The following is a 25,753-nucleotide window of genomic DNA, read 5'->3' on the forward strand; positions in this document are numbered from 1 at the left end:
TAAATATTCTTTGAAAAAACATAGATAATTGCCTTGAAGTTTTACAAGAAATATACAATAAGCCTCAGAATCGGATTGGAATTAATGGTGCAATAACTCCCATTAATGAGGTGAAAACCCCCATTAATGGGACAATAACTCCCCCAAAAAGCATGTTAAGTACACAAAGTAAAGTAAAGGAAAGAAAAGGAAAATAAAGGAAAGGAAAATAAATCTTATTATTATCATCATCATCATCGTGTGTGCGCGAGAGAGGTCGTGGTCGTGGATGAAAAGATTTTTCGATTATCAGTTGCATTCCGCCCTTTATTTTTGTATCTTTGCAAACTTTGAATAGAAAACATTTAACTACAAAGATGAGCGATATCAAAACGAACGAAGAAGAAGGCAAAAAGAGCTTGAACTTCATTGAAGCAATGGTTGAAAAAGACTTGGCGGAAGGTAAAAACGGCGAACGCGTACAGACCCGTTTCCCGCCCGAACCAAACGGATACCTGCATATCGGACATGCCAAAGCCATCTGCCTGGATTTCGGTATTGCCGAACAGTATGGCGGCGTCTGCAACTTGCGCTTCGACGACACAAACCCCGTAAAAGAAGATTTGGAATACGTGGATGCCATCAAGGAAGACATTGAATGGCTGGGTTACCACTGGAATAATATATATTACGCATCCGATTACTTCCAGCAACTCTGGGACTTTGCAATCCAGCTGATCAAGGAAGGAAAAGCATACGTCGACGAACAGACCTCCGAACAAATTGCGGCCCAGAAAGGGACGCCGACGCAACCGGGAACAAACAGCCCGTACCGCGACCGGCCGATCGAAGAGAGCCTGGAACTGTTCAACAAGATGAACAGCGGCGAGCTGGAAGAAGGCTCAATGGTGTTGCGCGCCAAGATCGACATGGCTAATTCAAACATGCACTTCCGTGACCCGATCATCTATCGTATCGTCAAGACTCCGCACCATCGCACAGGCGACAAGTGGAAAGCCTATCCGATGTACGACTTTGCACACGGACAGAGCGACTTCTTCGAAGGCGTCACCCATTCGCTGTGCACACTCGAATTTGTGGTACACCGTCCGCTGTATGATCTCTTCATCGACTGGCTGAAAGAAGGCAAAGACCTGAACGACAACCGTCCGCGTCAGACCGAGTTCAACAAACTGAACCTGAGCTACACGCTGATGAGCAAGCGTAACCTGTTGACGTTGGTGAAGGAAGGACTGGTAAACGATTGGGACGATCCGCGTATGCCGACGATCTGCGGTTTCCGCCGTCGCGGTTATTCACCGGAGTCCATTCACAAGTTTATCGACAAGATCGGTTACACGACTTACGACGCGTTGAACGAATTTGCCTTGTTGGAAAGCGCTGTCCGCGAAGACCTTAATACCCGTGCGACTCGCGTATCGGCCGTTCTGAATCCGGTCAAGCTGATTATCACCAACTATCCCGAGGGACAGGTTGAAGAGATGGAAGCAATCAATAATCCGGAAGATCCGTCGGCAGGAAGCCATACGATCGAATTCAGCCGCGAGCTGTGGATCGAACGCGAAGACTTCATGGAAGATGCTCCGAAAAAGTTCTTCCGCATGACGCCGGGACAGGAAGTACGTCTGAAAAACGCCTACATCGTGAAATGCACAGGCTGCAAGAAAGACGCTGACGGCAATATCGAAGAGATCTATTGCGAATACGACCCGAACACGAAGAGCGGTATGCCGGACAGTAACCGGAAGGTGAAAGGCACGCTCCACTGGTTGAGCTGCGCACACTGCCTGCCGGCCGAAGTACGCCTGTACGACCGCTTGTGGAACGTGGAGAATCCGCGCGACGAATTGGCTGCCATCCGCGAAGCCAAGAACTGTTCGCCGTTGGAAGCAATGAAAGAGATCATCAACCCCGACTCGCTGAAAATACTGGAAAACTGCTATGTCGAAAAGTTCCTGGCAAATGCCAAACCGCTCGATTACCTGCAGTTCCAACGTATCGGTTATTTCAATGTGGATAAAGATTCCACAGCCGGTAAATTAGTCTTTAACCGTACCGTATCCTTGAAAGATACCTGGAGTAAGGTGAAAGATAAATAATGTGCCAATATTTCAATATGCCAATGTGCCAATGAGAAAAAAAGAAGGTATCTCACGTCTGTTACAGCGCTATCTGTCCGGTCACCAGGAAGGCAGGGACGCCTATTTTGATGCCGATGAGATAGATAGCCTGTTGGACAGTTTTGAAGAATCGGACGATTATACTTACTACGATGAAGTCTTGGCCTTAGGTCTGAGGCTTCATCCCGGTAATACCGATTTGCAGGTCAGGCAATGCAAGTCGTTCGTCTATAACGAAGACTATGAAAGTGCACTTGCCCTGATCGAGACAATCGCCGAAACGGACAATCAGGATCTCGACATGCTGCGTCTGGAATGTTACGTCATGCAAGATTCCTATGACAAAGTGATCGGATATACGGAAAAACTCATTGCCGATAAATGCGAATATCTGGAAACTATATTCGAATATATCGCTCCTATCCTGGGCGATGCGGAGATGAATAAAGAGGCACACGATTACATCAATCGCGGGTTGATGCTCTTCCCCGATAATATGATTTTGAAAGACGAGCTTTGCTATAATCTGGAAATTGAAGGCGATATCGAAAAAGCGATCGGGATCTGTAACGAACTGATCGACAAGAATCCTTATTCCAATGATTACTGGTTTACACTCGGGCGCCTCTATTCGATCAGCGGAGATTATGAGAAAGCAATCGAAGCGTTCGATTTTGCCCTTACCTGTGACGATTCGGATGAAGAGTTGAAAATACTGAAGGCCTATTGCCTTTACATGAATGAGAATTATGAAAAGGCAATCGAAGTGTATAACGAGATTGCAACAACTGATGAGATACGCGCCCGTATCACACCGTTGCTTGCCGAATGTTATGTAAAGTTAGAAGATTACGAAAAGGCTTATGACCTATTGAAAGAACAACTTAGCCGGAACGGTTTGCAGGAAGATTCCAGTACTTACATTAATTATATCCGTTGTTGTGTCGAGACGGGACGTGAAAAAGAGGCTTCCGAGAATCTGATGAAAGCCTCCAGGCTGTTTCCTAAAAACGTCCGGATCCTCTCTCTGTTAGCTTTGACATATCTGGAAAACGGAGAGGAAAAGAAGGCTGTGGAGGTGACAGACCGCCTGTTTAATGTCCTCGACAAATCGGATGACAAAAATCAGGAAGATTTCGAAAGCCTGTTCCATGCCGGTCAATATCTGTATATGAAAGGGGATATAGACAAGGCTTTGCAATATTATAAGAAAGTCTTCGATGCCAATCCGAAAATGCCTCAGATGCATCTCCACTTAGCAATGGCTTATCTGGCAAAAGGAGATCTGAAACATTTCGGGGAGCATTTCCGGCAGACTTCTCCCAATGAAGTGTTCGAATATCTGAAAAATTCCGGTCTCGATTTTGATAAAATTACCGACGAGACAAACTACAAACATATTGCCCCGGAAGATCTGGTGAAAGAATTCCTCAATAATAAGGATAATAACAACTAAACATGAAAAGAAATCTAAAAGACTACGGCCTCTTAGTTTTAAAAGGCATGGGTATGGGTGCGGCGGATGTCGTGCCCGGCGTATCGGGCGGAACCATCGCCTTCATTGTTGGGATCTATGAAGAGTTGATCGACTCGATCAAAAGTATTAACGTATCCAGCCTGAAACTGCTCTTTACCGGAAAGATTGCGGCTTTCTGGAATGCGATAAATGCAAATTTCCTGTTGTCCATTGTTGCCGGGATCGGGATCAGTATCTTTTCATTAGCCAAGATTATTACCTGGTTGCTGACGGATCATCCGATTCTCGTTTGGTCTTTCTTCTTCGGCCTGGTGCTGGCTTCAACCTGGTTCGTATCCAAAGATATCCGGAAATGGGATTGGAAAACGATCCTGAGCTATATTATCGGAATCATAGTCGCTTTCTATATAACGGTTGCAACTCCGGCTGAAACGCCGTCCAATTTGCTCTTCATCTTCCTTTGCGGGGCAATTGCCATCTGTGCGATGATCCTGCCGGGGATATCAGGCAGTTTTATTCTGGTGCTTTTAGGTAAATATTTCTACATCATGGAGGCGGTGAAGACATTCAATATACCTGTGATGCTGGTGTTTATCGGTGGTGCAGCAATCGGTATTACGAGTTTCTCACGCATATTGTCATTTGCTCTCCGCCGGTTCCACGACATTACGATTGCCGTACTGGCCGGTTTTATGTTAGGATCGCTGAATAAGGTGTGGCCCTGGAAAGAGACGATCGAGACTTATACGGACAGCCATGGTCTCGTGAAACCTCTCGTAGAGGCAAACATCATGCCGAACCAGCATATCGGTGAAGCTGTCGGCCTGATGATTTTAGGCTTCGCAATCGTTTATTTCCTCGAAAAGCTATCGAAAACTAAAACCATTCTTTAAACTCCCCTACCCGTGCTTTGCTGACCAGTATTTTTTCCGGGACCGGTACTTTCAGGTTGATAGACAGCCGTCCGTTAAACCAGAGGTCGATATCCTGTATCGCTTTACGCGAGATCAGATATTGCCGGTTCACCCGGAAGAAGAACACCGGATTCAGACAATCGGAAAGTTCATCCAGAGTCTGGGGGAAAATACATTCTTTTCCGTCTGCAAGCACCGCTTTTACGATCCCGTCATCGATATGGAAGAAAAGAACCGTTTCGGCAGAGACCGGCAACAGCTTATCGCCTTTGATGGGGACTAAAAAATGGGTCTTATAACTTTCCTCCTTTCTTAACGCACGGATCAGGGTTGAATAGTCCGGCTCTTTGCCGGCAGGTTCGCCTTGCAAACGCTCCAGCTTATCGAGTGCTTTCCTGATATCGCTGGGATCGATCGGCTTGAGCAGATAGTCGATGCTGTTTACCTTAAATGCTTTTAATGCATATTCGTCGTAGGCGGTAGTAAAAATGATCGGACAGGTGATATCCACATGGCCGAATATCTCGAATGCGGAACCATCCGCCAGATGAATATCCAGGAAAATCAGGTCGGGCATTTTGTGAGCGCCGAACCAGTCTATCGTCTCGGTAATACTGTCTAATACGGCTAAGATTTCCATATCCGGCGCTATTTCCGACAGCAATGCCTGCAAATTGCGGACTGCCGCTTTTTCATCTTCTATAATAAGTGCTTTCATGTCATTTATATCAAAGGAATCGTCACTACAAACGTATCATTTTCTTCACTGACTGCGATCTCCTTTCTGAAAAGGAGGCGGTAGCGTTTAGCCAGGTTGGCCAGTCCGATGCGGGTGCCGCCGCTTGCCGTCAGTTTGGGCTGAAGCGGATTACTGACCGTCAACTGATGCCCTTCGGACTGTATCCGGATTGTCAGCGGGCGGCGGTTGCTGATCTCGTTGTGTTTGACGGCATTCTCGATCAGCAATTGGACAGACATGGGCGGAAGCAGACAGTTTTCCGTGCCTTCGTCAATCCGGATATCGAACGAGAGATTGTCTTCGTAGCGCATCTTCAGCAGAAAGATGTAAGCACGGACAAACTCCATCTCTTCATGGAGCATCACACTCTGGTTTTCGTTCTCCTGCAAAGTGTAGCGAAGCACGCGGGAAAGTTCCTGCAAGTAGTCCTGCGCCTTATCCGGAGTCTCGCGGATCAGGGAACGAAGCGTGTTAAGCGAGTTGAACAGCATATGAGGATTCAACTGGCTCTTCAAGGCTTCATACTGGTTTATCAGGTTCTCTGTCCGGAGTTGCTGGTTCTCGATAAGCACAAGCTGGCTCCGTCTCAACAGGTAGCTCATATAACAGCTTCCCACCACGATACAGGTGATCAGGAAGTCGCGTAACGGGTGCAAATAATGGTGCACCATCGCGTCGATAGCCGGAATGTTGAAATGATGATGCAGGAAGACAAATCCTTTCCCTAACAGGTTGCTGACGATCCAGGTCAGGACAAACGACAACGCTAATTTCCACCAGGTAATATGTACCGCCGGGCGGTCGAACTTGAACAGAAAGGTGTTCAGCGCAAAAAGCAACAGCAACGAGATAAAAGTAAAGAATATCTCGTTTGCCACATCCGCCCAATGCATGCCGGGAAACAGATTATTCTGCCCCGAACGGTCGAACAGCGAAATCAGTTCGGGAAAATGTGTAAGGAAAGCGACCACGATTGAAATCACCGTCAACGCAATCATATATCGGTCTATCCTGTTTATCCACTTCATATCCATAGGGGCAAAGATACTCATTTTTCAACACGCGCCGTCACATACATACCGGGACGGAAACGGCTGTTCGACTCTTTTACGCGGGCATAGACTTCCAGCGAACGGTTTGTCTCGTCCACTTCCTGCCCGACCGAGACGAGAACGGCATGGAACGTCTCTGCTCCCATCCCGTTCACACGGAACTGTACACGCTTACCGGGTTCCAGATTCTGCAAATCCTTTTCGTAGGCGGTCAGGCAAAGCAAGGTTTCGCCTTTGTCTACCACATCACAAATCGATTCTCCGGCATTGATATATTTTCCCAGATTCAGGTCCATCGCCGTGACATATCCGTTAAGAGGCGATTTGACCTCTAAATAAGGACGGATGCCGTTTGCCTGCAACTCTTCCGGCGCAACTCCGAGGATTGTCAATTGTGCGGCTGCTGCTTCCAAACGGCTTTTCATCGAAAGATAATCGGCCTTGCTTTGCTGGAAACGTTTCTGCGAGGCTGCTTCCTGCGAACTTAGGCGTTCCTGGCGTTCATACTCCTTTTGCAGGTATTCGGCCTGGGCGCAGGCATCGAGATAAGCTTGTTGCAGGTTGATGAAATCGGGGTTTTCGAGGGTTGCCAGCACACTGCCTTTCCTGACATAATCGCCGGGGAGCAGAGTCGTGCTGTGCACGGTGCCTCCCATTGTCAGTGTCACGGTGGCGCGGCGTTGCGGCGGGACGACCATGATTCCGTTGAAAGAGGAATGGTTCGGCATGGCCGTAGCGGAAGTGACGGCATCCACCTCGTTTGCCGTGCCGGTCGTATCTTGCATTTCGATTACGGGAGCGGTCGTGTCTGCGGCAGCTTCGGCTACCGGTATTGTCTCTTGTGTCGTCTGGTTGCAGGAGACTAACAACAGAGCTGCAACCGGGATGAATATTCTTTTCATATACTTTGTCTTTATTTGATGTTCTATTTTTATTTCTTCTCTGATGTTACCGGGTGTACATTTCCAACTCCAAAGCTGCCACATTATAGTTATAGACCGCCTCGACATAACCGCGACGGATTTCGCGGGCAGCGTTCAGACTTTGTACAAACTGCGTGATGTCCGTCTCGCTTTCGCGGAACAGCAGAAGGGCGCTTTGCAAAAGGGCGTCCGCTTCGGGCAATGCGCCGGTCGTGTAATAACGGATGCTTTCGGACTGTTTGCGAAGGATCGCCTGCAACTCTTCCACTTTATTATCCAATCCCCGGATATTGGCTTCCGACTCGATGCGGGCGACGTAGGCGTCGATCTTCGCCTGCTTCACCCGGCTATGTTGCGGGAAGAAAAGGACAGGGAAAGAAACGCCTACCATCCATGAGTTCAAACCATTCTGCGGAGCGATCTTCTGGCGGACATAACTTAAGGAAAGTTCAGGAAAGAAGCGGCTGCGTTCCACCCGGAGCATCATCTGTTTCTCATCCGCCTGGCTCTTGAAATAATTCAAATAGGTTTCCGAAGCGGAAGAGACGGCTGCTTCTGTCGGTAGAAGCGTCAATGCCGTATCGGCAGGGAGCAACGAACGGTCTGCGTAACAGGCCCATGTCAGCCGGCGACTTGCGAGCGAAAGCTCTTCCTCCGCCTGCATCAAACGTGTACGGAGATCGGCAGCTAACGTCGTCGTCATATTCCGTTCCAATAAGGTGATATCGCCTTGCTCATAGCGAAGTTGGCCGGCTTGTTGCAACCGCGAGGCTAAGTCGTTCTGCTCCCGGTAAAGGGAACAGAGGTTCGCGGCATACTGGTAATAAACCCAAGCGCGTTTCACCTCGGCTACGATCTCTTTCTTCACCATCTCGCGATAATAGCGGCTGGTCATCACCTGTTTGGAGACCAGGGCATTCTTATAGAAAGGCGTCAGCAGGGAACCAAGCGATTGTGTCAACTCCATCTGGTTATCGTGGCGATATTCGCCGTTTATCTGTCCCCAGGAATAACTGACGGATGTCGGCGCCACTTCCCAGGCTTCTCCCCGGGCGGCGTGCAGACGGTCGACGGCAGCAGATGCCGTTTTTAGCCGGGGATGATTTTGCAGGGCGATGCCGATTGCTTCATCCAGCGTGACTTTTCCTTCCTGCGCCTGCACGGTTGCCGGTGTCAATAACAGGACGGCAGCCAATAGCATGAGCGCTTTGCTTCCCGGCTTGCGCATCCGCTTCCACCAGACCGGGGCGGCATTCACCAAGCGGTAGAACACCGGAATCACAAGAAGCGTCAACACCGTCGAGACGATCAATCCGCCGATCACGACTGTTGCCAACGGCCGCTGTACTTCCGCACCCGCAGACTTGGCAATCGCCATAGGAACAAATCCTAACGAAGCCACCAACCCGGTCAGAAATACCGGACGCAACAGGTGCGGGCATCCTTTCGTTATAATCTTATTTGTCGTCATCTGATATTTTGTTTGTTTCCGCAAGTCATTGAAATGATTAATCATCAGGATACCATTCAGCACGGCAACCCCGAATAGCGCAATGAAGCCGACGCCTGCCGAAATGCTGAACGGCAATCCACGCAGCCATAGCGCTACAATCCCCCCGATCAGCGACAGCGGCACAGTCGAAAAGACCACCAACGTATAAGTCACGCTCTTGAAAGCAAAGAACAGCAGCAGCAGGATCAATGACAGAGCCACCGGAATCACGATCAACAGCGTATCGATCGCATTCTGCAGGTTCTCGAACTGGCCTCCGTACTCGAAATAATAGCCGGGGCTGAGCTTGATATTCTTCTCCAACGTCGACTGGATATCGGCAACGACCTGTTGGATGTCGGCATCGCGCACATTCACTCCGATCACGACACGCCGCTTCGTCGCATCCCGGTTAATCTGCAACGGGCCGTTCACCAGTTCGATATTCGCCACCTCTCCTACCGGAATCTGCACGCCTTCAGCAGTACGGACGAACAGTTTGTCAAGATTCAGATCCGCCACCTTTTCCTTGTCCAGGCGGACAACGAGATCGAAACGGCGTTCGTTCTCAAACACCACGCCGGCGGCTTCACCGGCATAAGCTGTCCGGATAATCGTATTCAGTTCCTCTATATTCATCCCGTAACGGGCAATCCGGGCGCGGTCGTATTTCACGACTAACTGCGGAAGTCCCATTGCCTGTTCGACAATGACGTCGGAAGCACCGGGCACTTTTTCCACGAATTTAGATGCTTCCTTCGCCTTGGCATATAGCTCTTCCATATCTTCTCCATACAGTTTGATCGCGATATCCGCTTTGGCTCCCGTCATCAACTCGTTAAAGCGTAACTGGATCGGCTGGCTGAAGTTGAACTCGGCTCCGGTGATCGGTTCGAGGGCCGCTTTCATCTTTTCCACCATTTCGGCACGGCTTGAGGCGGATGTCCATTCCTTAAAAGGCTTCATGATGATCATCACGTCTGCGTCCTCCACAGCCATCGGGTCGGTGGGAACTTCGGCCGTACCGATTTTAGCCACGACATGTTTGATCTCCGGAAATTTATCCTTCAACACCTTTTGTGCCTGGCGGGACAACTCTATGCTTTGTGTCAGCGAGCTACCGGCCGGAAGCGTCATCTGCATGGCGAAATCGCCTTCGTCGAGCGTCGGGATAAACTCGGCGCCCAACCGGGTAAAGAGCAGCAGGGAAGCGGCCAACAAGGCAAAGGCGGAAACGACTGTCACACCAATGTGATGCAGGCAGAAGTCCAAGCCGTGTTTATATATCTTGTTCAGGCCGGCAAAAAAGCGATCGGCAAAAGTCGGCTTCACCGAAATCGTCCGTTTCAAGAACAGGGAGGCCATCATCGGCACATAAGTCAGCGAAAGGATCAGGGCGCCGATGATGCAGAACACCAACGTCTTCGCCATCGGCGTAAAATACTTTCCCTCGATCCCCGAAAGTGTCAGGATCGGGAAAAAGACAATCAGGATAATGAAGACGGCAAAAGTAGCGCTCCGCACGACACCGCCCGCACCGGCTTCGACCTCGGCATCCATTTCCGCCCGCGACAGTGTCCGGCCTGCCAGACGGCGGGTGTAAAGATGCGCCAGGACACCTTCGACAATCACAATCGAGCCGTCCACAACAATACCGAAGTCGATCGCCCCCAAACTCATCAGATTGGCGGACACTCCGAACAGGCGCATCATAATGAATGCAAACAACATCGCCAACGGGATCACCGAAGCGACAATCAATCCCGCCCGGGCATTCCCCAAAAACAGCATCAGAACGATAAACACGATCAATGCGCCTTCGATCAGGTTCCTGACGACGGTCGAGATATTCCGGTTCACCAGCTCCGACCGGTTCAAATAGGGCTCGACGCTTATCCCTTCCGGCAACATCTTCTGCACCTTTTCCACACGGGCTTCCAACTCTTTCGTCACTACGTTGGCATTGGCTCCCTTCAGCATCATGGCGATCCCGCCGACGCATTCTCCGGTGCCATCCATCGTCATCGCTCCAAAACGCTTCGGGGCACCGAAACGGACTGTTCCCACGTCACTGATATGGATCGGGATTCCTCCCCGGTTGGTGATCACGATGCGTTCGATGTCTTTCGTCCGGCTGATCATTCCTTCCGAACGGATGTAATAGGCCCGGTTCACCTTCTCGATGTAACTGCCACCGGTATTCTGGTTGTTGCGGTTCAATGCCTCAAACACCTCCCCGATCGTTATGTTCAGCGAATAGAGAGCATCCGGATCGACCGCCACTTCGTATTGCTTCAGATAACCGCCGAAGCTGTTGATCTCCACGATGCCGGGAATGCCGGAAAGCTGCCGTTTCACGATCCAGTCCTGGATCGTACGCAGTTCCATGGCATCATATTCCTTTTCGTAACCTGGCGAGACTTTCAATATATACTGGTAAATCTCCCCCAATCCAGTCGTGATCGGCATTAGCTCAGGCATTCCCAGTTCGGAAGGGATTTCACCGGATACCGCCTGTATCTGTTCGTTGATAAGCTGCCGGGCATCGAGCGTCGGCACGCTTTCCTTAAAGACAACCGTAACGAGCGAAAGTCCGAACCGGGAAACGGAACGGATCTCTTCCACATTCATAATATTGCTCATCGCGATCTCGATAGGAAAAGTGATCAACTGCTCCACTTCCTGCGGAGCCAGTGTCGGCGAAACGGTCACAATCTGCACCTGATTATTGGTAATGTCCGGGACGGCATCGATCGGAAGCGTCAGCATTGCATAGATTCCTCCAATCAACAGGAACAGGGCCGTCAATCCCACAAACAGTTTTTTCCGGACAGAAAAACGGACAATTGCTTTAAACATATATTCTCTATTTAAAATAACAAAGGCAAAGATATCCAGCGTATCTCTGCCTTGAAATAAGAATCGTTTAAAGCTGCCCGATTCGGGGTTGAACTATCCGAATGCAGCCCTGAAGAATCAGGGAACGTCTATACAGTCGTGGTATAAACAACCGCCTCCACCGCATGTGTCAGGATATAGGCGGCAGGCGTTGGATTTGTAGGGGAATAGCCTTTTTTCAGTTCCTCCAGCATCTCCTGCTTTCCGGCGCCCAGGACGGGAACCAGCAAGGGCGAATCGTTCAGGATCAGCGGGCCGGTCATCGTGATACGGAACTGGCTCGTTCCCGGATGCTGCGACACAGCGTAATTGCGGCTATCGGTCAGAAGCGGCAATGTGTCCGGGAAAATGGATGCCGTATGCGCATCTCCGCCGATTCCCAAGATAATGCAATCGAAATAGGGCAACTGTCCGTGACGGGGCAGATATTCCTTTACAATGCGTGAATAGCGCATCGCTTCCGTCCCCGGCTCCACTTCGCCGTGAATTCGGTGCACATGATCTTCGGGGATATGCAGCGGCTTAAACAAAAGTTCGTTCGCATGGCCATAATTGCTGTCCGGATCAGTCGGCGGCACACAGCGTTCATCCACCCAGAAGAAACGGATATTATCCCAATCGATCCTCTCTTTATATTCTTCCACCCAAAGGGCGAACATCTTCTTTGCCGTTTCTCCTCCCGACAAGGCGAGGTTGAAAGGATGACCGTCCGTCTTCCGTTCCATATACCCGATCAGGCAGGATGTCATGGCCTGAAGGGCTTCTTTATCGGTTTTAAAATTCTCTATTTTCATAATAAATAATGTGTTAATGTGATAATGTGCCAATATGCCAATGTAAGCAATACAATACACTCTCATTGGCACATTTAGCGAAGCGCCATATTTGCACATTGGCAAATTATTACCCGCAAGTCTGGCAAGGGCAATCCTTCGGCACCATGCCCAAGCGGGCTTTTTCGAGCGGGCCGTCTTCACCGGGGGCGTAGAAGAAGAGGTTCTTTGCTCCTTCTTCTTTCCAGTGGTGAAGGATCGGATCGATCAAGCGCCAGCTGGCTTCCAAGGCATCGCTGCGGGCGTACAAAGTCGAGTCGCCCAGCATGGCGTCGAGCAAGAGGCGTTCGTAGGCGTCCGGCAGATAGCTCTTCGAGAGCGAATCGTAGCGGAAATCCATTCCCACCTGTTTCACCGTAAAACCGGCGCCCGGCATCTTCAGGCCGAACTTCAGCGTGATGCTCTCGTCCGGCTGGATGCGGATGATCAGCTTGTTGCAAGAACCTCCCGAACACTGCCCGGCAAACAGCTGGTGAGGCGTCGACTTGAAGTTCACCACGATCTCCGAACTCTTTTCCGGCAATTTCTTGCCCGTAAAGATATAGAAGGGGACGTCGCTCCAACGCCAGTTGTCGATGAACATCTTCATGGCCACGTATGTCTCCGTCGTCGAGTCGGTGGCAACATTCTTCTCCGTCCGGTATCCGTCGTACTGGCCGCGGACAATCAGGTGGTCCATATCGTGCGTCTTATAAGGACGCAGGGCGCGGAAGACCTTCACGATCTCGTCGCGGATCGGCTCAGGATCGAAGACCGAAGGCGACTCCATAGCCGTAAACGCCATGAGTTGCATCAAATGGTTCTGGATCATGTCGCGCAGGGCGCCTGCTCCGTCATAATACTTTCCCCGGTTCTCAACGCCTAATGTTTCGGAAGCGCTGATCTCGATCGAGTCGATATAGTTGCGGTTCCACAGCGGCTCGAATATACCGTTGGAAAAGCGGAGCACCAGGATGTTCTGCACCGTCTCTTTTCCCAGATAATGGTCGATACGGTAGATTTCTTCTTCGTCAAAGATGTGACAAAGATGTTTGTTCAGTTTCTGTGCCGATTCGAGGCTCGTGCCGAAAGGCTTCTCCACGATCACCCGGCGCCAACCGTCGGCTTTCTCCGGAACGTTTAGCCCGCTTTCTTTCAGGCAGGCCGGGATCAGTTCGTACATCAGGGGTGGCGTGGCAAGATAGTAGATGATCTTGTCAGGCAACTGCTCCTCATGCTGTAACTGGTGGATACGGTCCTTCAGTTTGCCATATTCGGAGGCGTTGGTCGAATCGAACGAGAGGTAAAAGACGCGGCGGAGGAAGTTGTCCAGTTCGGCTTCGTCCACCTCTTTCTTTTTCAGGGCTTCCCGGATGTGTGCCTTCTCGAGGACACGGTATTCGTCGTCTGAATAATCCGTGCGGGCTGCACCTAAGATGCAAAAACGCTCCGGCAATAATCCCCGCACATGCAGTTCATAAAGCGAAGGCAGGAGCTTCCGTCCCGTCAGGTCGCCGGAGGCTCCGAATATAACTAATAATTGATCGCTTGCTGTTTTCATTTGTTTCTTTAATTTAATAGTTTCGGGAACTCCGGAAAGCTTCGCGCAACGTGTTTGAAGATGTCCGGACTTCCGGAAAAGGCTAAACGCCCCGTTTGAAGGTTTCCGAGACCCCGGAAAGCTCCGCGCAGCGTGTTTGAAGGCGTCCGGACTTCCGGAAATGGCCAAACGACCCGTTTGAAGGTTTCCGGAACTCCGGAAAGCTCCGCGCAACGTTTTTGAAGGTTTCCGGAATCCCGGAAAGTCATTTTAAACGCTATACGTTCCGGAAACCGTGTTGCCTCCCTCGCCAGTCCAGTTGGTGTGGAAGAAATGTCCCCGCTCGCGGTCGGTCCGTTCGTAAGTATGTGCACCGAAATAATCGCGCTGCGCCTGAATCAGGTTGGCCGCCGAGTGGAGCGTTCGCAATCCGTCGAAGTAATTCAGGGCGGAACTCATGGCAGGCAAAGCCACGCCGCCGAGTGCGCCTTCCGCCACCACCTGGCGCCAAGCGGGAAGAGCCGCACGGATCTTGTCACGGAAAAAGTCGTCGAACAACAGGTTTTCCAGTTCCGGATTCTTCCTGTAAGCCTCCGTAATCTTTTGCAGGAAGACGGAACGGATGATGCATCCTTTGCGCCAGATACGGGCAATCGTCCCGTAATCCAATTCCCATCCATAATGTTCGGAAGCCCGGCGAAGCAGAGAAAAGCCTTGCGCATAGGAGACTAACTTAGCCGCATACAATGCCTGCCGTACATCTTCAATCTTTAATTCTTCATTCACTTTCACCGGCTCATCATACAGACCATTAGCTTTTATGCGTTCAGGATAGAGGGCGGAAAGCAGACGGGCGTAAACAGCTTCCGTGATCAACGTAAGCGGATCGTTCTCGTCCATTGCCGCAATCGCACTCCATTTGCCTGTGCCTTTTTGTCCGGCGACGTCCAGTATTTTATCGAGCAGCGGCTTTCCGTCTTCATCGCGAAAACGCAGGATATTGGAGGTGATCTCGATCAGAAAACTATCCAGCTCGCCTCCGTTCCATTCATCGAAAACGACAGCCAGCGCGTCATTGTCCAAGCCCTTGCGGTGTTTCAGCAATGCATATGCCTCGGAAATAAGCTGCATGTCGCCATACTCGATCCCGTTGTGTACCATCTTTACGAAATGGCCGGCTCCGCCCGCTCCGATCCATTCGCAACAGGGCGTTCCGTCGTCCAGCTTGGCAGCAATGCCCTGCAGGATGTCTTTCACTAACGGCCAGGCTTGGGCCGAACCTCCGGGCATCACGGACGGGCCGTGCAAGGCGCCTTCTTCGCCACCCGAGATGCCGGTCCCGACGAAGTACATGCCTTTCTCTTCCACTTCTTTCACACGACGTTCGGTGTCGTGGAAATCTGAATTTCCTCCATCGATAATCACATCGCCAGGCGACAGAAACGGCGTCAATTGCGCAATCAGTTCGTCCACCGGACGGCCTGCTTTGACCATCATCATGATCTTACGCGGACGCTTGACCGCCTCGACCAACTGCTCGATGGAATGTGTTCCGATGAAATGTTTTCCTTTTCCGCGACCGCCTGTAAAACGGTCCACGACGCCCTCTTCCCCGGGGGCGCTACGGTTATATACGGCTACGGTAAAGCCTTTGCTTTCCATATTCAGCGCCAGGTTCTCGCCCATCACGGCAAGCCCGATCAATCCTATATCTGCTTTCATTTCTTATTTGTTTTATTTTATGTTGAATAAATCATTCAGTGATTCGCTCATGGAAGGATGAGTGAAAATATTGTCACGAAGGAGGACATAATTGTTATCCGTACGCATCGTTAGCGCAACCAGATTGATGATCTCGCTCGACTCGGCACAGAACAGCGTACAGCCCAGAATCTGGTTCGTATCGACGTCGATCACCGCTTTCAGCAGGCCTTCCGTCTGCCCGACCGTGCGGGTCCGGGGCATTGTGGCGGCAATCACTTTGGATACTTTTATATGCCGTCCCGTCCGGCGCGCCTGCTCTTCGTTCAGACCGACGTGCGACAGGGGCGGATCGATAAAGACCGAATAAGCGACTGCTTCCCGGTCACCGGTATTGCGTTTCCCGTCGCCAAAAAGTTCGTCCCGGATAATCCGGTAGTCGTCCAGCGAAAGATAGGTGAACTGCAGGCCGCCGCGCACATCCCCGATCGCCCATATATTGTTGACAGTCGTATGCAAGCGGTCGTCCACATCGATAGCCCCGCGTTCCGTCAGTTTCACTCCGGCTGCTTCCAGGTTCAGACCTTCGGTGTTCGGACGGCGTCCGGTGGCCAGCAGGATCGCATCGGCTTCCACGCGGATCGTTTCACCACTCAAGGCATCGCGGTAAACGACGGTTGCCTTGTCCGAATCCCGTTCGATCTCCTGCACGACGGCATTCAGCCGGATCGACATACCTTTCTTTTCTAAAACCGTTTTCACGGCTTCAGCGATATCACGGTCTTCACGCGGAATAAACTTATCGCCGCCTTCCAACACCGTGACCTCCGAACCGAAGTTAGCAAAGATCGAAGCAAACTCGAGCCCAATATAACCGCCTCCGACTATCGCTAAGCGGCGAGGCAGTTTGTCCAACTCCATAATGGAAGTGCTGGTATAAACAAACGGATTATTTTTGATTCCTTTGATAGAAGGGATAACAGTCGAGGCTCCGGTATTGATGAATATCTTCTCCCCCTGCAACATGATCGTTTCGCCATCGGTTTTCACTTCTATTTCATAAGGAGAACGAAAGGAAGCGGTGCCCGTATAAACAGTCACAGAATCTTTACTGTCCAGGTTATCGAAATTCTTCTGCCTGAGGTCGGCCGTGATCTTTCTTTTTTCCACGATCGCCTTGTGGAAGGCTTCGGCGCGTTGTTCGAAGGTTGTATAATGATTATACTGGGCAACTTTGGAAAGATGAACCAGGACCTTTGTCGGAATACATCCGATATTGATACATGTCCCGCCATACATTTCTTTCGAGCGTTCAACAACGGCGACACTCCATCCGCGATTGCCTAAATCCGCAGCCAGTGTTTTTCCGCCTTTTCCAAAACCAATGATAATTGCATCATACTTTTTCATTTTTCGTGTCCTCCTTTGTTTTCTACTTAAGAAACATTTCATTAAACCTGATTGTTCCCGGTAAGCATCTATTAATTGATCTGTTTTTTCTATGATGCAAAAATACAGACCCCTTATATTTCAGAGGATAGTGATTTTACCCTTAGATTTGGCAATATTCCCTGTTTTCTACACAGTCTCCTTTTTGTGCTGCCGCCGGTATTCGGTCGTGCTCAACCCTGTTGCGTTCTTAAAGAAGCGGCTGAATGTTGCCTGATCTTCAAAACCAAGCATCAGGGCAATCTCCTTCGAACTTTTGGAGGTGTAGAGCAGCAGGCGTTCGGCTTCCGCCTGGATACGGTTGTGGATAATGCGAATGGCAGATGGCTGATGATAGGATGAAAGGATATTCGCTAATGTCTTCGGCGACTTGTTGAGCATATCCGCATATTCCTGCACCTGCTTCTTCTCCTTGAAATAAGTATCGACCAGGACATGGAACTTGCGGATCGTCTCGAACTGGAAACTGTTCTCCCGGACAACACCTTGCCTGTCTTCCGCTATGCGCGTACATAAAATGATAAAGCGTTTCAACAAAACCCGGAGCATCTCATCCTGCAAGTGGTCGGAACTCTGAAACTCCTCCTGCATGATCCCTGTCAGCGTGTCGATCTTCCGCCGTTCCTCTTCCGAAAGAACAAAAGTCAGCACATGCGACGAGCCATGAAACAGCAATCCGTTACAAGAAACCTCATGGTCATTTCCGTGTATGCAATAGAAGTTACTGTTGAACATCAACGTATAACAAACGCCCTCCACACGCACAAATTCCAGATGGTGCAAATGGGAAAGCGGCACCAACTGTCCTTCCTTCAGGATGATTTGTTGATGATCGATATCCAGTTCAACCTCTCCGGAGCTTACCCAAATAAACTTATACAGGGTTTTATCTTTCAGAAGGCCGACGTCTTCATGAAGCGAATCTGTCAGAATGATCCGCCCTTTTATTTTAGCGTTTTCAAATGTCCATTTCATGGTATTAATCTTTAATTTTCAATTACCTCCAGTTTCCCGGCAATTCCCCGGTATGGCGTCTGAACCAACGTGCAAAGGTATCATAATTTGAGAAATTCAGCATCACAGCGATACGGGAAGGTCGCAGGCGGGTCTTGATCAGCAGGTCTTTTGCTTCAAGCAAGACATACTGGCTGATCCATTCTGCCGCCGATACGCCGGAATATGATTTACATTTACTATTCAGTTCCATAGAAGTCATGCCCAATTTCTCTGCATAATAATAGACCGGATAATGATGATAGCGACTTATCAGCAATGCGAAATCGTAAAACATAGGCGGAATCCGGCTATCCCGGTCGTCTGCAACATGGCCGCCCTGCTGAAGATAGAAAATCAGGGCACGCAATAACGATTCTACCACTTTAACGCGGACATCGCTCATCCGTTCGATCTGAGACTGTATCAACCGGATGTAAAGATCGGTTTCCTCCATCTCATCCGGCGTAATATCCCGGTACATCAGCCTCTGCCGATTGATCAGCAGATCACTGCTGGCATAAATAACAACCCCTTCAAAGCCTGTTTCCGAGAAGCGGGATATTTCCTTGATATCATCTGTTGCCGCCAAAAGAACCTGTCCGGCTGTTATAGAAAACTCCTGGTCGAGGGCTTTAGAAACAAACCTTCCACCCCGGCAAATCACGGCAAGAGTCCCTGCGTCCATCGGAAACAGATCATAATCCTGCCCGGCTTCGACGTGAATGATTTTTAAAGAACTTTCCAATGTCAGATTTGCAGTCGACACGGCATGATAGAGATCAATCGGTAATATTTTTTCTGTGCTCATATTCTTTTTACTTTAAAATAAAACATTGCACTTCGAACATTTAAAGATAGAAGTAAGTTTAATAAGTACAATCATTTTTATATTTACTTAAAGCCCTATTAATAACATTTATAGAGTTTATCCGGCGATATACAGAATTGATTGAATTTCTTTCTCTGAAAACATTCATACATATTAATTAGTTCTATATTTGTACCTCAAAAAAAGAAAAAGATGAAGATACCGTTTAAACCGATCAAAATCGAAGATAAAGACATTATAACCTCTTTTACAATACCGAGCAATTACAAGAATTGCGATTATTCATTTTCTAATATCTGTAGTTGGCGGTTCTTGTATGACAGCGAATATGCTGTCGTAGACGGTTGCCTGCTGATCCGTTTCTGGATCGAAAATAAGACAAGAGTTGCCTATATGACGCCTACCGGACAGGGAAACCTGCAAAAGGCGATCGAATTGTTAGAAGCCGATTCCCTCGAACAAGGGCATCCGCTTTGTATGTTAGGCGTCACATCCGATGCCAAAGAAGAACTGGAAAAGGCAATCCCCGGCGGATTCTTTTATATCCCCGAACGGGACTATTTCGATTATATCTACCTGCGCGAAGACCTGGCAACCCTGAAAGGGAAAAAGTACCAGTCGAAACGCAATCATATCAACAACTTCAATAAGAACTACGAATATAAATATATTCCTATCACGCCGGAACTGGTTCCCGAATGCCTCCAACTCGAATGTAAGTGGTATAAGGCGAACCGGATAGACAATGACGAAGAGGATCTGAACGACGAACGCCGTTCCATGAACTACGCCCTGAATCATTTCAACGAATTGGGGTTGATAGGCGGCGCCATCTGCGTAGATCATCAGATAGTCGCTTTCTCCTTCGGTGCTCCGATCAATCATAACACATTCGGCGTACATGTCGAAAAGGCGGATGTGAACTATGAGGGCGCTTATGCTGTTATCAACAAAGAATTTGCCTCTCACCTGCCGGAAAAGTACATCTATGTGAACCGGGAGGAAGACTTGGGTATTCCCGGCCTGCGTAAGGCTAAACTTTCGTATAACCCGTTCATTCTATTGGAAAAATCCGCAGCAATAAAGAAACCTGCAAAATAAAATGAACAATGGATAACAACAAGCCTCAATTGATCGATCTATGGCGTACCTCTTTCGACGACAGCGAAGAATTTATCAGCCTGTTCTTCGACCGCGTCTATAAAAAGGAGAACGCTTTGTTTATAGAAAAAGACGGGAAGATCGTTTCCGCCCTTCAAATGCTTCCGTATGTCATGACCTATTACGGAACGGAAATATCCGTAAATTACATCTATGGAGCCTGTACGCTTCCTTCCGAACGCGGCCAGGGACTTATGCGCCAGTTGATAACGGAAGCCTTCGAAGTGATGAAAAGCCGGAAAGTGGCCCTGACGGTTATCATACCGGCCGATCCCTGGCTGTTCGATTATTATCGTGACTTAGGCTATACGGAGGCTTTCGACTACTCGGAAGAGACTTATATCCGCCCTTACGAGATTGCTTGGGAACAAGGCATATTGATTGTCCCGCCGGAAGTTCCTTCCATGGAAACCCTTTATAAATTCTTCGATAAGAAACAGCGTGAACGCACTTGCTATGTGTTGCACGGCTATGACGACTTCGTCACAATCCTGCGCGACCTGCAACAGTCCGGCGGACAAATGCTGACTGCCCTGAATGTCCGGGAAGAGCCGATCGGGATGATCTTTTTCTATCCTGCCGGCGACCATATTTATGTCAGGGAGTTGATGTACGACAATGATCATATTAAGAATTTGCTCCTTCAGGAAGCAACGACGCAAAATAATGTAGAGAAGGCTATTTACCGGACTTCTTTCACCGGGCCGGGCACTTTTCCGTTAGGAATGGCACGTGTGCTTGATCGTGACCGCCTTATACATCATTGGGCATCCACCCATGAAAACTCCGTGCTGAACATCGGGGAACTGAAAGAGATGGAAACGCAATCACTGACGCGTCTGTTGCTTGGTTATCAGAGCCGGGAAGCCTATATGAGCCTGATGCTCGATTAGTCCATAGACAAGGTTGTTTACTCCAGACCGACTTCTTTCAACGGATTCCAGAAGACAGATTTCCAGTTTTGGATCCGGTCATTAATGACAGTTACGCCTTCTGCTTCCAGCAGTTTCTGCATCCGCTCCGGAGTGCCGAACGCATCTTTCCCGGAAAGGATTCCCTGGCTGTTCACGACACGATGGGCAGGAATGTCTGACTCGAAAGAAGGAATATGCCCCAACACACGCCCGACAAGACGGGACATATTGGGATATCCGATGGCCCGGGCAATCGCGCCATAACTGGTGACGCGACCTTTCGGAACATACCGGACCATCTGATAAACAGCTTGCTTGAAATCTTCTTTATCCAAGTCAGACATATTACAATAGTTATTTAAGACCTCTGTTCTTCAATAAAGGCTCCGTATTCGGTTCCTTTCCGCGGAAGTTCTTGTACATATCCATTGCATCGTCAATTCCGCCCGGTGTCAGGATGTAGGTACGGAATTTGGCAGCCACTTCAGGATTAAAGATATCGCCGGTTTCTTTGTAGGCTTCGTAAGCATCGGCATCTAAAACTTCCGCCCAGATATAACTGTAATAACCGGCCGTATAACCACCGCCCATCGTGTGGTTGAAATAAGTCGTACGATAGCGGGACGGAATCTGGCGGATCAGGCCGCGTTTGCCCAACGTCTCATTTTCAAACTTCATCACATCCAGATCGGCAGGAATTTCTTTCAACACATGATAATCCATATCCAACAGAGAAGCCGCCAAATATTCGGTCGTTGCAAATCCTTGTCCGTATTTGCCGCTCTTATCCAACTTCTCGATCAGAGCTGCCGGAATCACTTCGCCCGTCTGGTAATGTTTGGCATATACTTTCAAAACTTCCGGCTCGAACACCCAATGTTCCATCACTTGTGAAGGTAATTCCACAAAGTCGCGGGGAACGCCCGACACGCCATAATAGTGCACATCCTTGAAGAGATTATGCAAGCCATGACCAAATTCATGGAACAACGTTTCCGCTTCATCGGCACTTAACAGAGCAGGTTGCCCTTCCGCCGGCTGGCTGAAGTTGCAAACGATCGTGACAATCGGGCCGAGGCGTTTGCCATCCTGGTAAGTTTGCGAACGATAGGTTCCACACCAGGCTCCGCCCCTCTTGCTTGCACGCGGGAAGAAGTCAAAATAGAGGATTCCTAAATAACTTCCGTCTTTATCCTTGCACTCGAAAGCCTGCGCTTCGGGATGAGGAAGCGGAATATTGTTAACCGGAGTAAATGTGATGCCATACAGCTTGTTCGCCACATAGAAAGCGCCATCGCGCACATTATCCAATTTCAAGTAAGGACGCACCTGGTTTTCATCCAGATCGAACTTAGCCTTTTTAGCTTTCTCGAAATAATAACGCCAGTCCCAGCCTTCCGCCTCGAAATTGCCGCCTTCTTTCTTGATTTCGGCATTGATGTCGGCCAGTTCCATCTTGGCTTTAGCTAAAGCCGGAGTCCAGACTTCATCCAGCAAAGCATACACCTTATCCGAAGTCTTTGCCATGCGGTCTTCCAGGACGAAAGAGGCATAATCGTCATATCCCATCAGCTTGGCCTTTTCCAGACGCAGCGTGATCAGATCGCGAACGACTTTATTATTATCTGCGTCATTTCCATTATTTCCCCGATTGATATAACCTTTAAAGATTTTCTCACGCAAAGCGCGGTTATCGGCATATTGCAGGAACGGCATTACACTCGGATTATGAAGCGTGAAAAGCCATTTGCCGTCCATCCCGGCAGCTTTAGCCGCTTTGGCCGCATTCGCAATCAGGCTTTCGGGCAGGCCGGAAAGGTCTTCCTTCTTATCGATCACCAACTGGAAATCGTTCGTTTCTTTCAACATATTCTGTCCGAAAGTGAGCTGGAGCATGGAAATACCGCTGTTCAGTTCACGCAACTTCTCCTGTTTGTCGGCCGGCAGATTGGCACCGCCCCGCACAAAGTCCTTATATGTTTCTTCTAATAATTTCTTCTGTTCCTTGTCCAGATTGAATTTAGCCTGGTTGTCATAAACCTCTTTCACGCGGGCAAAGAGCGCCGGATTAAGGCTGATGTCGTCATTATGCTTGGAAAGTAGCGGGGAAAGTTCCCGGCTCAGCGCCTGCATTTCATCATTTGTATTCACACTGTTCTGACCATAAAACACGGAACTGACCCGTTTCAACAGGCGACCGCTCTGATCGAGTGCAACAATCGTGTTTTCAAAGTCCGGCACGGACCGCTGTTTTACGATGGCGTCGATTTCCTGCTTCTGCTCTTCCATGCCTTGCAGGAATGCCGGTTTGTAATCGGCCAAAGTGATCTTATCGAACGGAGGGACACCAAACGGTGTGGTAAACTCTGTCAGGAAAGGGTTTCCCTCCTGGGCTGCATCTGCACCTTTTTCAGGTGAACCGCATGCGCTCAACACGACGGCTAAGCCGGCTGCCATAAATGTTCTCTTCATTCTTTTCTCTTGTTTTTTATGTGAATAATAAAAAATTGCATAGGCATGTATTTTAAATTCCATGCCCATGCATTTTCTGTTCCATGGGCATGAAACTAAAATTCCATGCCCATCCGTTTTATTTCAGACCTCTGTTCCGCAACAACGGATCGATGCTCGGTTCTTTGCCCCGGAAGTTTCTGTACATAACCATGCCTTCGTCAATACCGCCCGGAGACAGTACATACGTACGGAATTTGGCAGCCACTTCGGGATTGAAGATATCGCCGGTTTCCTTGAATGCCTCGAAAGCATCGCAATCCAGGACTTCCGCCCAGATATAACTGTAATAACCGGCTGTGTAACCGCCTTCCATCGTATGACCGAAATAAGTTCCCCAATAACGGGGAGCAATCTGTTTCAACAACCCGCGACCATACATTGCATTTGCTTCAAACTTCTCTATATCCAAATCAGCAGGAATCTCTTTCAAAATATGATAATCCATATCCAATAAAGAAGATGCCACATATTCGGTTGTTGCAAAACCCTGTCCGTATTTCCCACTCTTAACGATTTTATCGACAATTGCTTGCGGGATCACTTCGCCTGTATTATGATGTTTGGCATAAACTTTCAGCACTTCCGGTTCGAACACCCAATGCTCCATCACCTGTGAAGGAAGTTCCACAAAATCGCGGGGGACACCGGATACACCGTTGTAATGCACATCGGCGAACAGTCCGTTCAGAGCATGTCCGAACTCATGGAATACGGTTCCTGCTTCGTCGGCGCTTAATAATGCAGGCTGTCCTTCTGCCGGTTTGCTGAAGTTGAATACGGTGGTTACAATCGGAGCGACACGTTTACCGTCTTTATAAGTCTGATCCCGATAGCCGCCACACCAAGCGCCGCCGCTCTTTCCGGGACGGGTAAAGAAGTCCATATAGAGCACGCCCAATGAAGAGCCGTCTTTGTCCTTGCATTCAAAAACCTGTGCATCCGGATCGGGAAGCGGCATATTCTGCAACGCGGTAAAGGTGATGCCATACAGCTTATTTGCCACATAGAAAGCGCCTTCACGGACATTGTTCAGCTCCAGATACGGACGAACCTCGTTCTCATCCAGATCGAACTTTGCGATCTTGGCTTTCTCGAAATAATAACGCCAGTCCCAGCCTTCAGCCTCGAAGTTACCGCCTTCTTTCTTGATTTCGGCATTGATATCGGCCAGCTCTTCTTTTGCCTTTGCCAATGCCGGTGTCCAAATCTTGTTCAACAGGTCGTAGACGTTCTTTTCGTTCTTTGCCATGTTTTCTTCCAGGACATATGCGGCAAAGTCTTCGTAACCTAACAACTTAGCCTTTTCCAAGCGGGCGGTAACCAGTTTTTTGATCACATCCTTATTGTCGTTTGCATTGTTGTTATTGCCACGGCTGATGTAGGCATTATAGATTTTCTCACGCAAAGCGCGGTTGTCCGCATATTGCAGGAACGGCATCACACTCGGATTATGCAGCGTGAACACCCATTTGCCCTCCATTCCTGCCTCTTTGGCTGCGGCAGCTGCTGCGGCTACCAATGTTTCGGGCAGGCCGGAAAGGTCTTCCTTCTTATCGACAACCAGTTGGAAAGCATTCGTTTCTTTCAGCGTGTTCTGCCCGAAAGTAAGCTCCAACAAGGAAATCTGCTCGTTCAGCTTACGAAGCTGGGCCTGCTTGTCAGCGTCCAGATTAGCGCCGCCACGTACAAACCCTTTGTATGTTTCTTCCAGCAACTTCTTCTGTTCCTTGTTCAGATCGAATTTAGCCTGGTTCTCATATACGGATTTCACACGGGCAAAGAGTTTAGGATTCAGGCTGATGTCATCCGAATGTTTGGAAAGCAACGGTGAAAGTTCCTGTTCAAGCGCCTGGATTTCATCATTCGTATTAACACTGGCTTGTCCGCTGAAAGCATAGGCGACTTTCGTCAACAACTCTCCGCTCTGATCCAGTGCAACAATCGTATTTTCAAAAGTAGCCTCGTCCGGGTTGTTGACGATAGCGTCTACTTCTGCAACGTGCTCTTCCATTCCTTTCAGGAAGGCAGGCTTGTAGTGTTCAACCTTGATCTGATCAAATGGAGGAACACCAAACGGCGTCGTGTACTCGGTAAAGAAAGGATTTACAACCGCTGTATCTGCGACATCGCCTTTCTTCGTGGAGTTACATGCCCCTAAAACAACTGCCAGACCGGCAGCCATAAGTGTTTTGTTCATGTCTGTACTATTAATTTATTCTAAT

General features: G+C 49.1%; 18 protein-coding genes. 5 read left to right on the top strand and 13 right to left on the bottom strand.

Features of this window, described 5'->3' with window-relative positions; all coding sequences use genetic code 11:
• The first annotated feature begins 356 nt into the window (after nt 1–356).
• Genes DWU89_RS00235 through DWU89_RS00245 form a run of 3 tightly spaced genes read left to right on the top strand, consistent with a single transcriptional unit; the run spans nt 357 to nt 4,490 of the window.
• Nucleotides 357–2,099 (top strand): glutamine--tRNA ligase/YqeY domain fusion protein, encoded by a 1,743-nt coding sequence (locus tag DWU89_RS00235; RefSeq protein ID WP_115497692.1) that lies wholly within the window; start codon nt 357–359, stop codon nt 2,097–2,099.
• A 31-nt stretch (nt 2,100–2,130) separates the two neighbouring features.
• Nucleotides 2,131–3,576: a tetratricopeptide repeat protein gene (locus tag DWU89_RS00240; RefSeq protein ID WP_115497693.1), complete on the top strand. Its 1,446-nt coding sequence runs from the start codon at nt 2,131–2,133 to the stop codon at nt 3,574–3,576.
• 2 nt (nt 3,577–3,578) lie between these two features.
• On the top strand, nt 3,579–4,490 hold the full coding sequence (locus DWU89_RS00245; protein ID WP_115497694.1) for a DUF368 domain-containing protein: 912 nt from the start codon (nt 3,579–3,581) through the stop codon (nt 4,488–4,490).
• Here DWU89_RS00245 and DWU89_RS00250 read toward each other — a convergent pair.
• The 10 genes from DWU89_RS00250 to DWU89_RS00300 all read right to left on the bottom strand — a co-directional run bounded on the left by DWU89_RS00250 (nt 4,474) and on the right by DWU89_RS00300 (nt 18,921).
• Nucleotides 4,474–5,229, bottom strand: coding sequence for a LytR/AlgR family response regulator transcription factor (locus DWU89_RS00250; RefSeq protein ID WP_115497695.1), 756 nt, complete (start codon nt 5,227–5,229; stop codon nt 4,474–4,476). The two genes, DWU89_RS00245 and DWU89_RS00250, sit on opposite strands and share 17 nt — an antisense overlap.
• 5 nt (nt 5,230–5,234) lie before the next feature.
• Complete coding sequence (locus tag DWU89_RS00255; protein WP_187574904.1) at nt 5,235–6,302, bottom strand: sensor histidine kinase; 1,068 nt, start codon at nt 6,300–6,302, stop codon at nt 5,235–5,237.
• A complete protein-coding gene (locus DWU89_RS00260; protein ID WP_115497696.1) occupies nt 6,299–7,204 on the bottom strand; it encodes an efflux RND transporter periplasmic adaptor subunit in 906 nt (301 codons plus the stop codon). Before DWU89_RS00260 ends, DWU89_RS00255 begins: the two co-directional genes overlap by 4 nt.
• Nucleotides 7,205–7,250: 46 nt before the next feature.
• Nucleotides 7,251–11,576: a CusA/CzcA family heavy metal efflux RND transporter gene (locus tag DWU89_RS00265; RefSeq protein WP_115497697.1), complete on the bottom strand. Its 4,326-nt coding sequence runs from the start codon at nt 11,574–11,576 to the stop codon at nt 7,251–7,253.
• A 128-nt stretch (nt 11,577–11,704) separates the two neighbouring features.
• Complete coding sequence (gene pgl / locus DWU89_RS00270; RefSeq protein WP_115497698.1) at nt 11,705–12,409, bottom strand: 6-phosphogluconolactonase; 705 nt, start codon at nt 12,407–12,409, stop codon at nt 11,705–11,707.
• 109 nt (nt 12,410–12,518) lie between these two features.
• Nucleotides 12,519–13,988 carry a glucose-6-phosphate dehydrogenase gene (gene zwf / locus DWU89_RS00275; RefSeq protein WP_115497699.1) on the bottom strand — a complete coding sequence of 490 codons (1,470 nt, stop codon included), beginning with the start codon at nt 13,986–13,988 and terminating at the stop codon, nt 12,519–12,521.
• Between the two features lie 249 nt (nt 13,989–14,237).
• On the bottom strand, nt 14,238–15,689 hold the full coding sequence (gene gnd / locus DWU89_RS00285) for a decarboxylating NADP(+)-dependent phosphogluconate dehydrogenase (protein ID WP_115497701.1): 1,452 nt from the start codon (nt 15,687–15,689) through the stop codon (nt 14,238–14,240).
• A 12-nt stretch (nt 15,690–15,701) separates the two neighbouring features.
• A complete protein-coding gene (locus DWU89_RS00290; RefSeq protein ID WP_115497702.1) occupies nt 15,702–17,078 on the bottom strand; it encodes an FAD-dependent oxidoreductase in 1,377 nt (458 codons plus the stop codon).
• Between the two features lie 168 nt (nt 17,079–17,246).
• Nucleotides 17,247–18,092: an AraC family transcriptional regulator gene (locus DWU89_RS00295; RefSeq protein WP_115497703.1), complete on the bottom strand. Its 846-nt coding sequence runs from the start codon at nt 18,090–18,092 to the stop codon at nt 17,247–17,249.
• A 22-nt stretch (nt 18,093–18,114) separates the two neighbouring features.
• Nucleotides 18,115–18,921: a helix-turn-helix domain-containing protein gene (locus DWU89_RS00300; RefSeq protein ID WP_115497704.1), complete on the bottom strand. Its 807-nt coding sequence runs from the start codon at nt 18,919–18,921 to the stop codon at nt 18,115–18,117.
• Between the two features lie 213 nt (nt 18,922–19,134).
• Between DWU89_RS00300 and DWU89_RS00305 the strand changes: the two genes are divergently transcribed.
• Entirely contained in the window at nt 19,135–20,043 is a 909-nt protein-coding gene (locus DWU89_RS00305) for a DUF2156 domain-containing protein (protein ID WP_115497705.1), read from the top strand.
• A gap of 8 nt (nt 20,044–20,051) precedes the next feature.
• On the top strand, nt 20,052–20,996 hold the full coding sequence (locus DWU89_RS00310) for a GNAT family N-acetyltransferase (RefSeq protein WP_115497706.1): 945 nt from the start codon (nt 20,052–20,054) through the stop codon (nt 20,994–20,996).
• A 17-nt stretch (nt 20,997–21,013) separates the two neighbouring features.
• On the opposite strand, the gene DWU89_RS00315 is transcribed toward DWU89_RS00310, so the two are convergent.
• From DWU89_RS00315 to DWU89_RS00325, 3 genes are all read right to left on the bottom strand, one after another.
• Nucleotides 21,014–21,361 (bottom strand): MGMT family protein, encoded by a 348-nt coding sequence (locus DWU89_RS00315; protein WP_115497707.1) that lies wholly within the window; start codon nt 21,359–21,361, stop codon nt 21,014–21,016.
• A gap of 10 nt (nt 21,362–21,371) precedes the next feature.
• A complete protein-coding gene (locus DWU89_RS00320) occupies nt 21,372–23,489 on the bottom strand; it encodes a M3 family metallopeptidase (protein WP_115497805.1) in 2,118 nt (705 codons plus the stop codon).
• A gap of 118 nt (nt 23,490–23,607) precedes the next feature.
• The gene (locus DWU89_RS00325) at nt 23,608–25,728 is read right to left on the bottom strand and encodes a M3 family metallopeptidase (RefSeq protein ID WP_115497708.1); all 2,121 of its coding nucleotides are present in this window, start codon (nt 25,726–25,728) and stop codon (nt 23,608–23,610) included.
• Between the last annotated feature and the right edge of the window lie 25 nt (nt 25,729–25,753).

It is taken from the genome of Parabacteroides acidifaciens, from assembly GCF_003363715.1.
Lineage (GTDB): Bacteria > Bacteroidota > Bacteroidia > Bacteroidales > Tannerellaceae > Parabacteroides > Parabacteroides acidifaciens.

Bases quoted from the DNA above. Each gene is read 5' to 3' on its own strand.
- DWU89_RS00235 (WP_115497692.1), top strand. From the start codon at position 357: ATGAGCGATATCAAAACGAACGAAGAAGAAGGCAAAAAGAGCTTGAAC.
- DWU89_RS00265 (WP_115497697.1), bottom strand. From the start codon at position 11,576: ATGTTTAAAGCAATTGTCCGTTTTTCTGTCCGGAAAAAACTGTTTGTG.
- DWU89_RS00320 (WP_115497805.1), bottom strand. From the start codon at position 23,489: ATGAAGAGAACATTTATGGCAGCCGGCTTAGCCGTCGTGTTGAGCGCA.
- DWU89_RS00250 (WP_115497695.1), bottom strand. From the start codon at position 5,229: ATGAAAGCACTTATTATAGAAGATGAAAAAGCGGCAGTCCGCAATTTG.
- gnd (WP_115497701.1), bottom strand. From the start codon at position 15,689: ATGAAAGCAGATATAGGATTGATCGGGCTTGCCGTGATGGGCGAGAAC.
- zwf (WP_115497699.1), bottom strand. From the start codon at position 13,988: ATGAAAACAGCAAGCGATCAATTATTAGTTATATTCGGAGCCTCCGGC.
- DWU89_RS00240 (WP_115497693.1), top strand. From the start codon at position 2,131: ATGAGAAAAAAAGAAGGTATCTCACGTCTGTTACAGCGCTATCTGTCC.
- pgl (WP_115497698.1), bottom strand. From the start codon at position 12,409: ATGAAAATAGAGAATTTTAAAACCGATAAAGAAGCCCTTCAGGCCATG.
- DWU89_RS00300 (WP_115497704.1), bottom strand. From the start codon at position 18,921: ATGAGCACAGAAAAAATATTACCGATTGATCTCTATCATGCCGTGTCG.
- DWU89_RS00325 (WP_115497708.1), bottom strand. From the start codon at position 25,728: ATGAACAAAACACTTATGGCTGCCGGTCTGGCAGTTGTTTTAGGGGCA.
- DWU89_RS00305 (WP_115497705.1), top strand. From the start codon at position 19,135: ATGAAGATACCGTTTAAACCGATCAAAATCGAAGATAAAGACATTATA.
- DWU89_RS00290 (WP_115497702.1), bottom strand. From the start codon at position 17,078: ATGAAAAAGTATGATGCAATTATCATTGGTTTTGGAAAAGGCGGAAAA.
- DWU89_RS00255 (WP_187574904.1), bottom strand. From the start codon at position 6,302: ATGAGTATCTTTGCCCCTATGGATATGAAGTGGATAAACAGGATAGAC.
- DWU89_RS00295 (WP_115497703.1), bottom strand. From the start codon at position 18,092: ATGAAATGGACATTTGAAAACGCTAAAATAAAAGGGCGGATCATTCTG.
- DWU89_RS00315 (WP_115497707.1), bottom strand. From the start codon at position 21,361: ATGTCTGACTTGGATAAAGAAGATTTCAAGCAAGCTGTTTATCAGATG.
- DWU89_RS00310 (WP_115497706.1), top strand. From the start codon at position 20,052: ATGGATAACAACAAGCCTCAATTGATCGATCTATGGCGTACCTCTTTC.
- DWU89_RS00260 (WP_115497696.1), bottom strand. From the start codon at position 7,204: ATGAAAAGAATATTCATCCCGGTTGCAGCTCTGTTGTTAGTCTCCTGC.
- DWU89_RS00245 (WP_115497694.1), top strand. From the start codon at position 3,579: ATGAAAAGAAATCTAAAAGACTACGGCCTCTTAGTTTTAAAAGGCATG.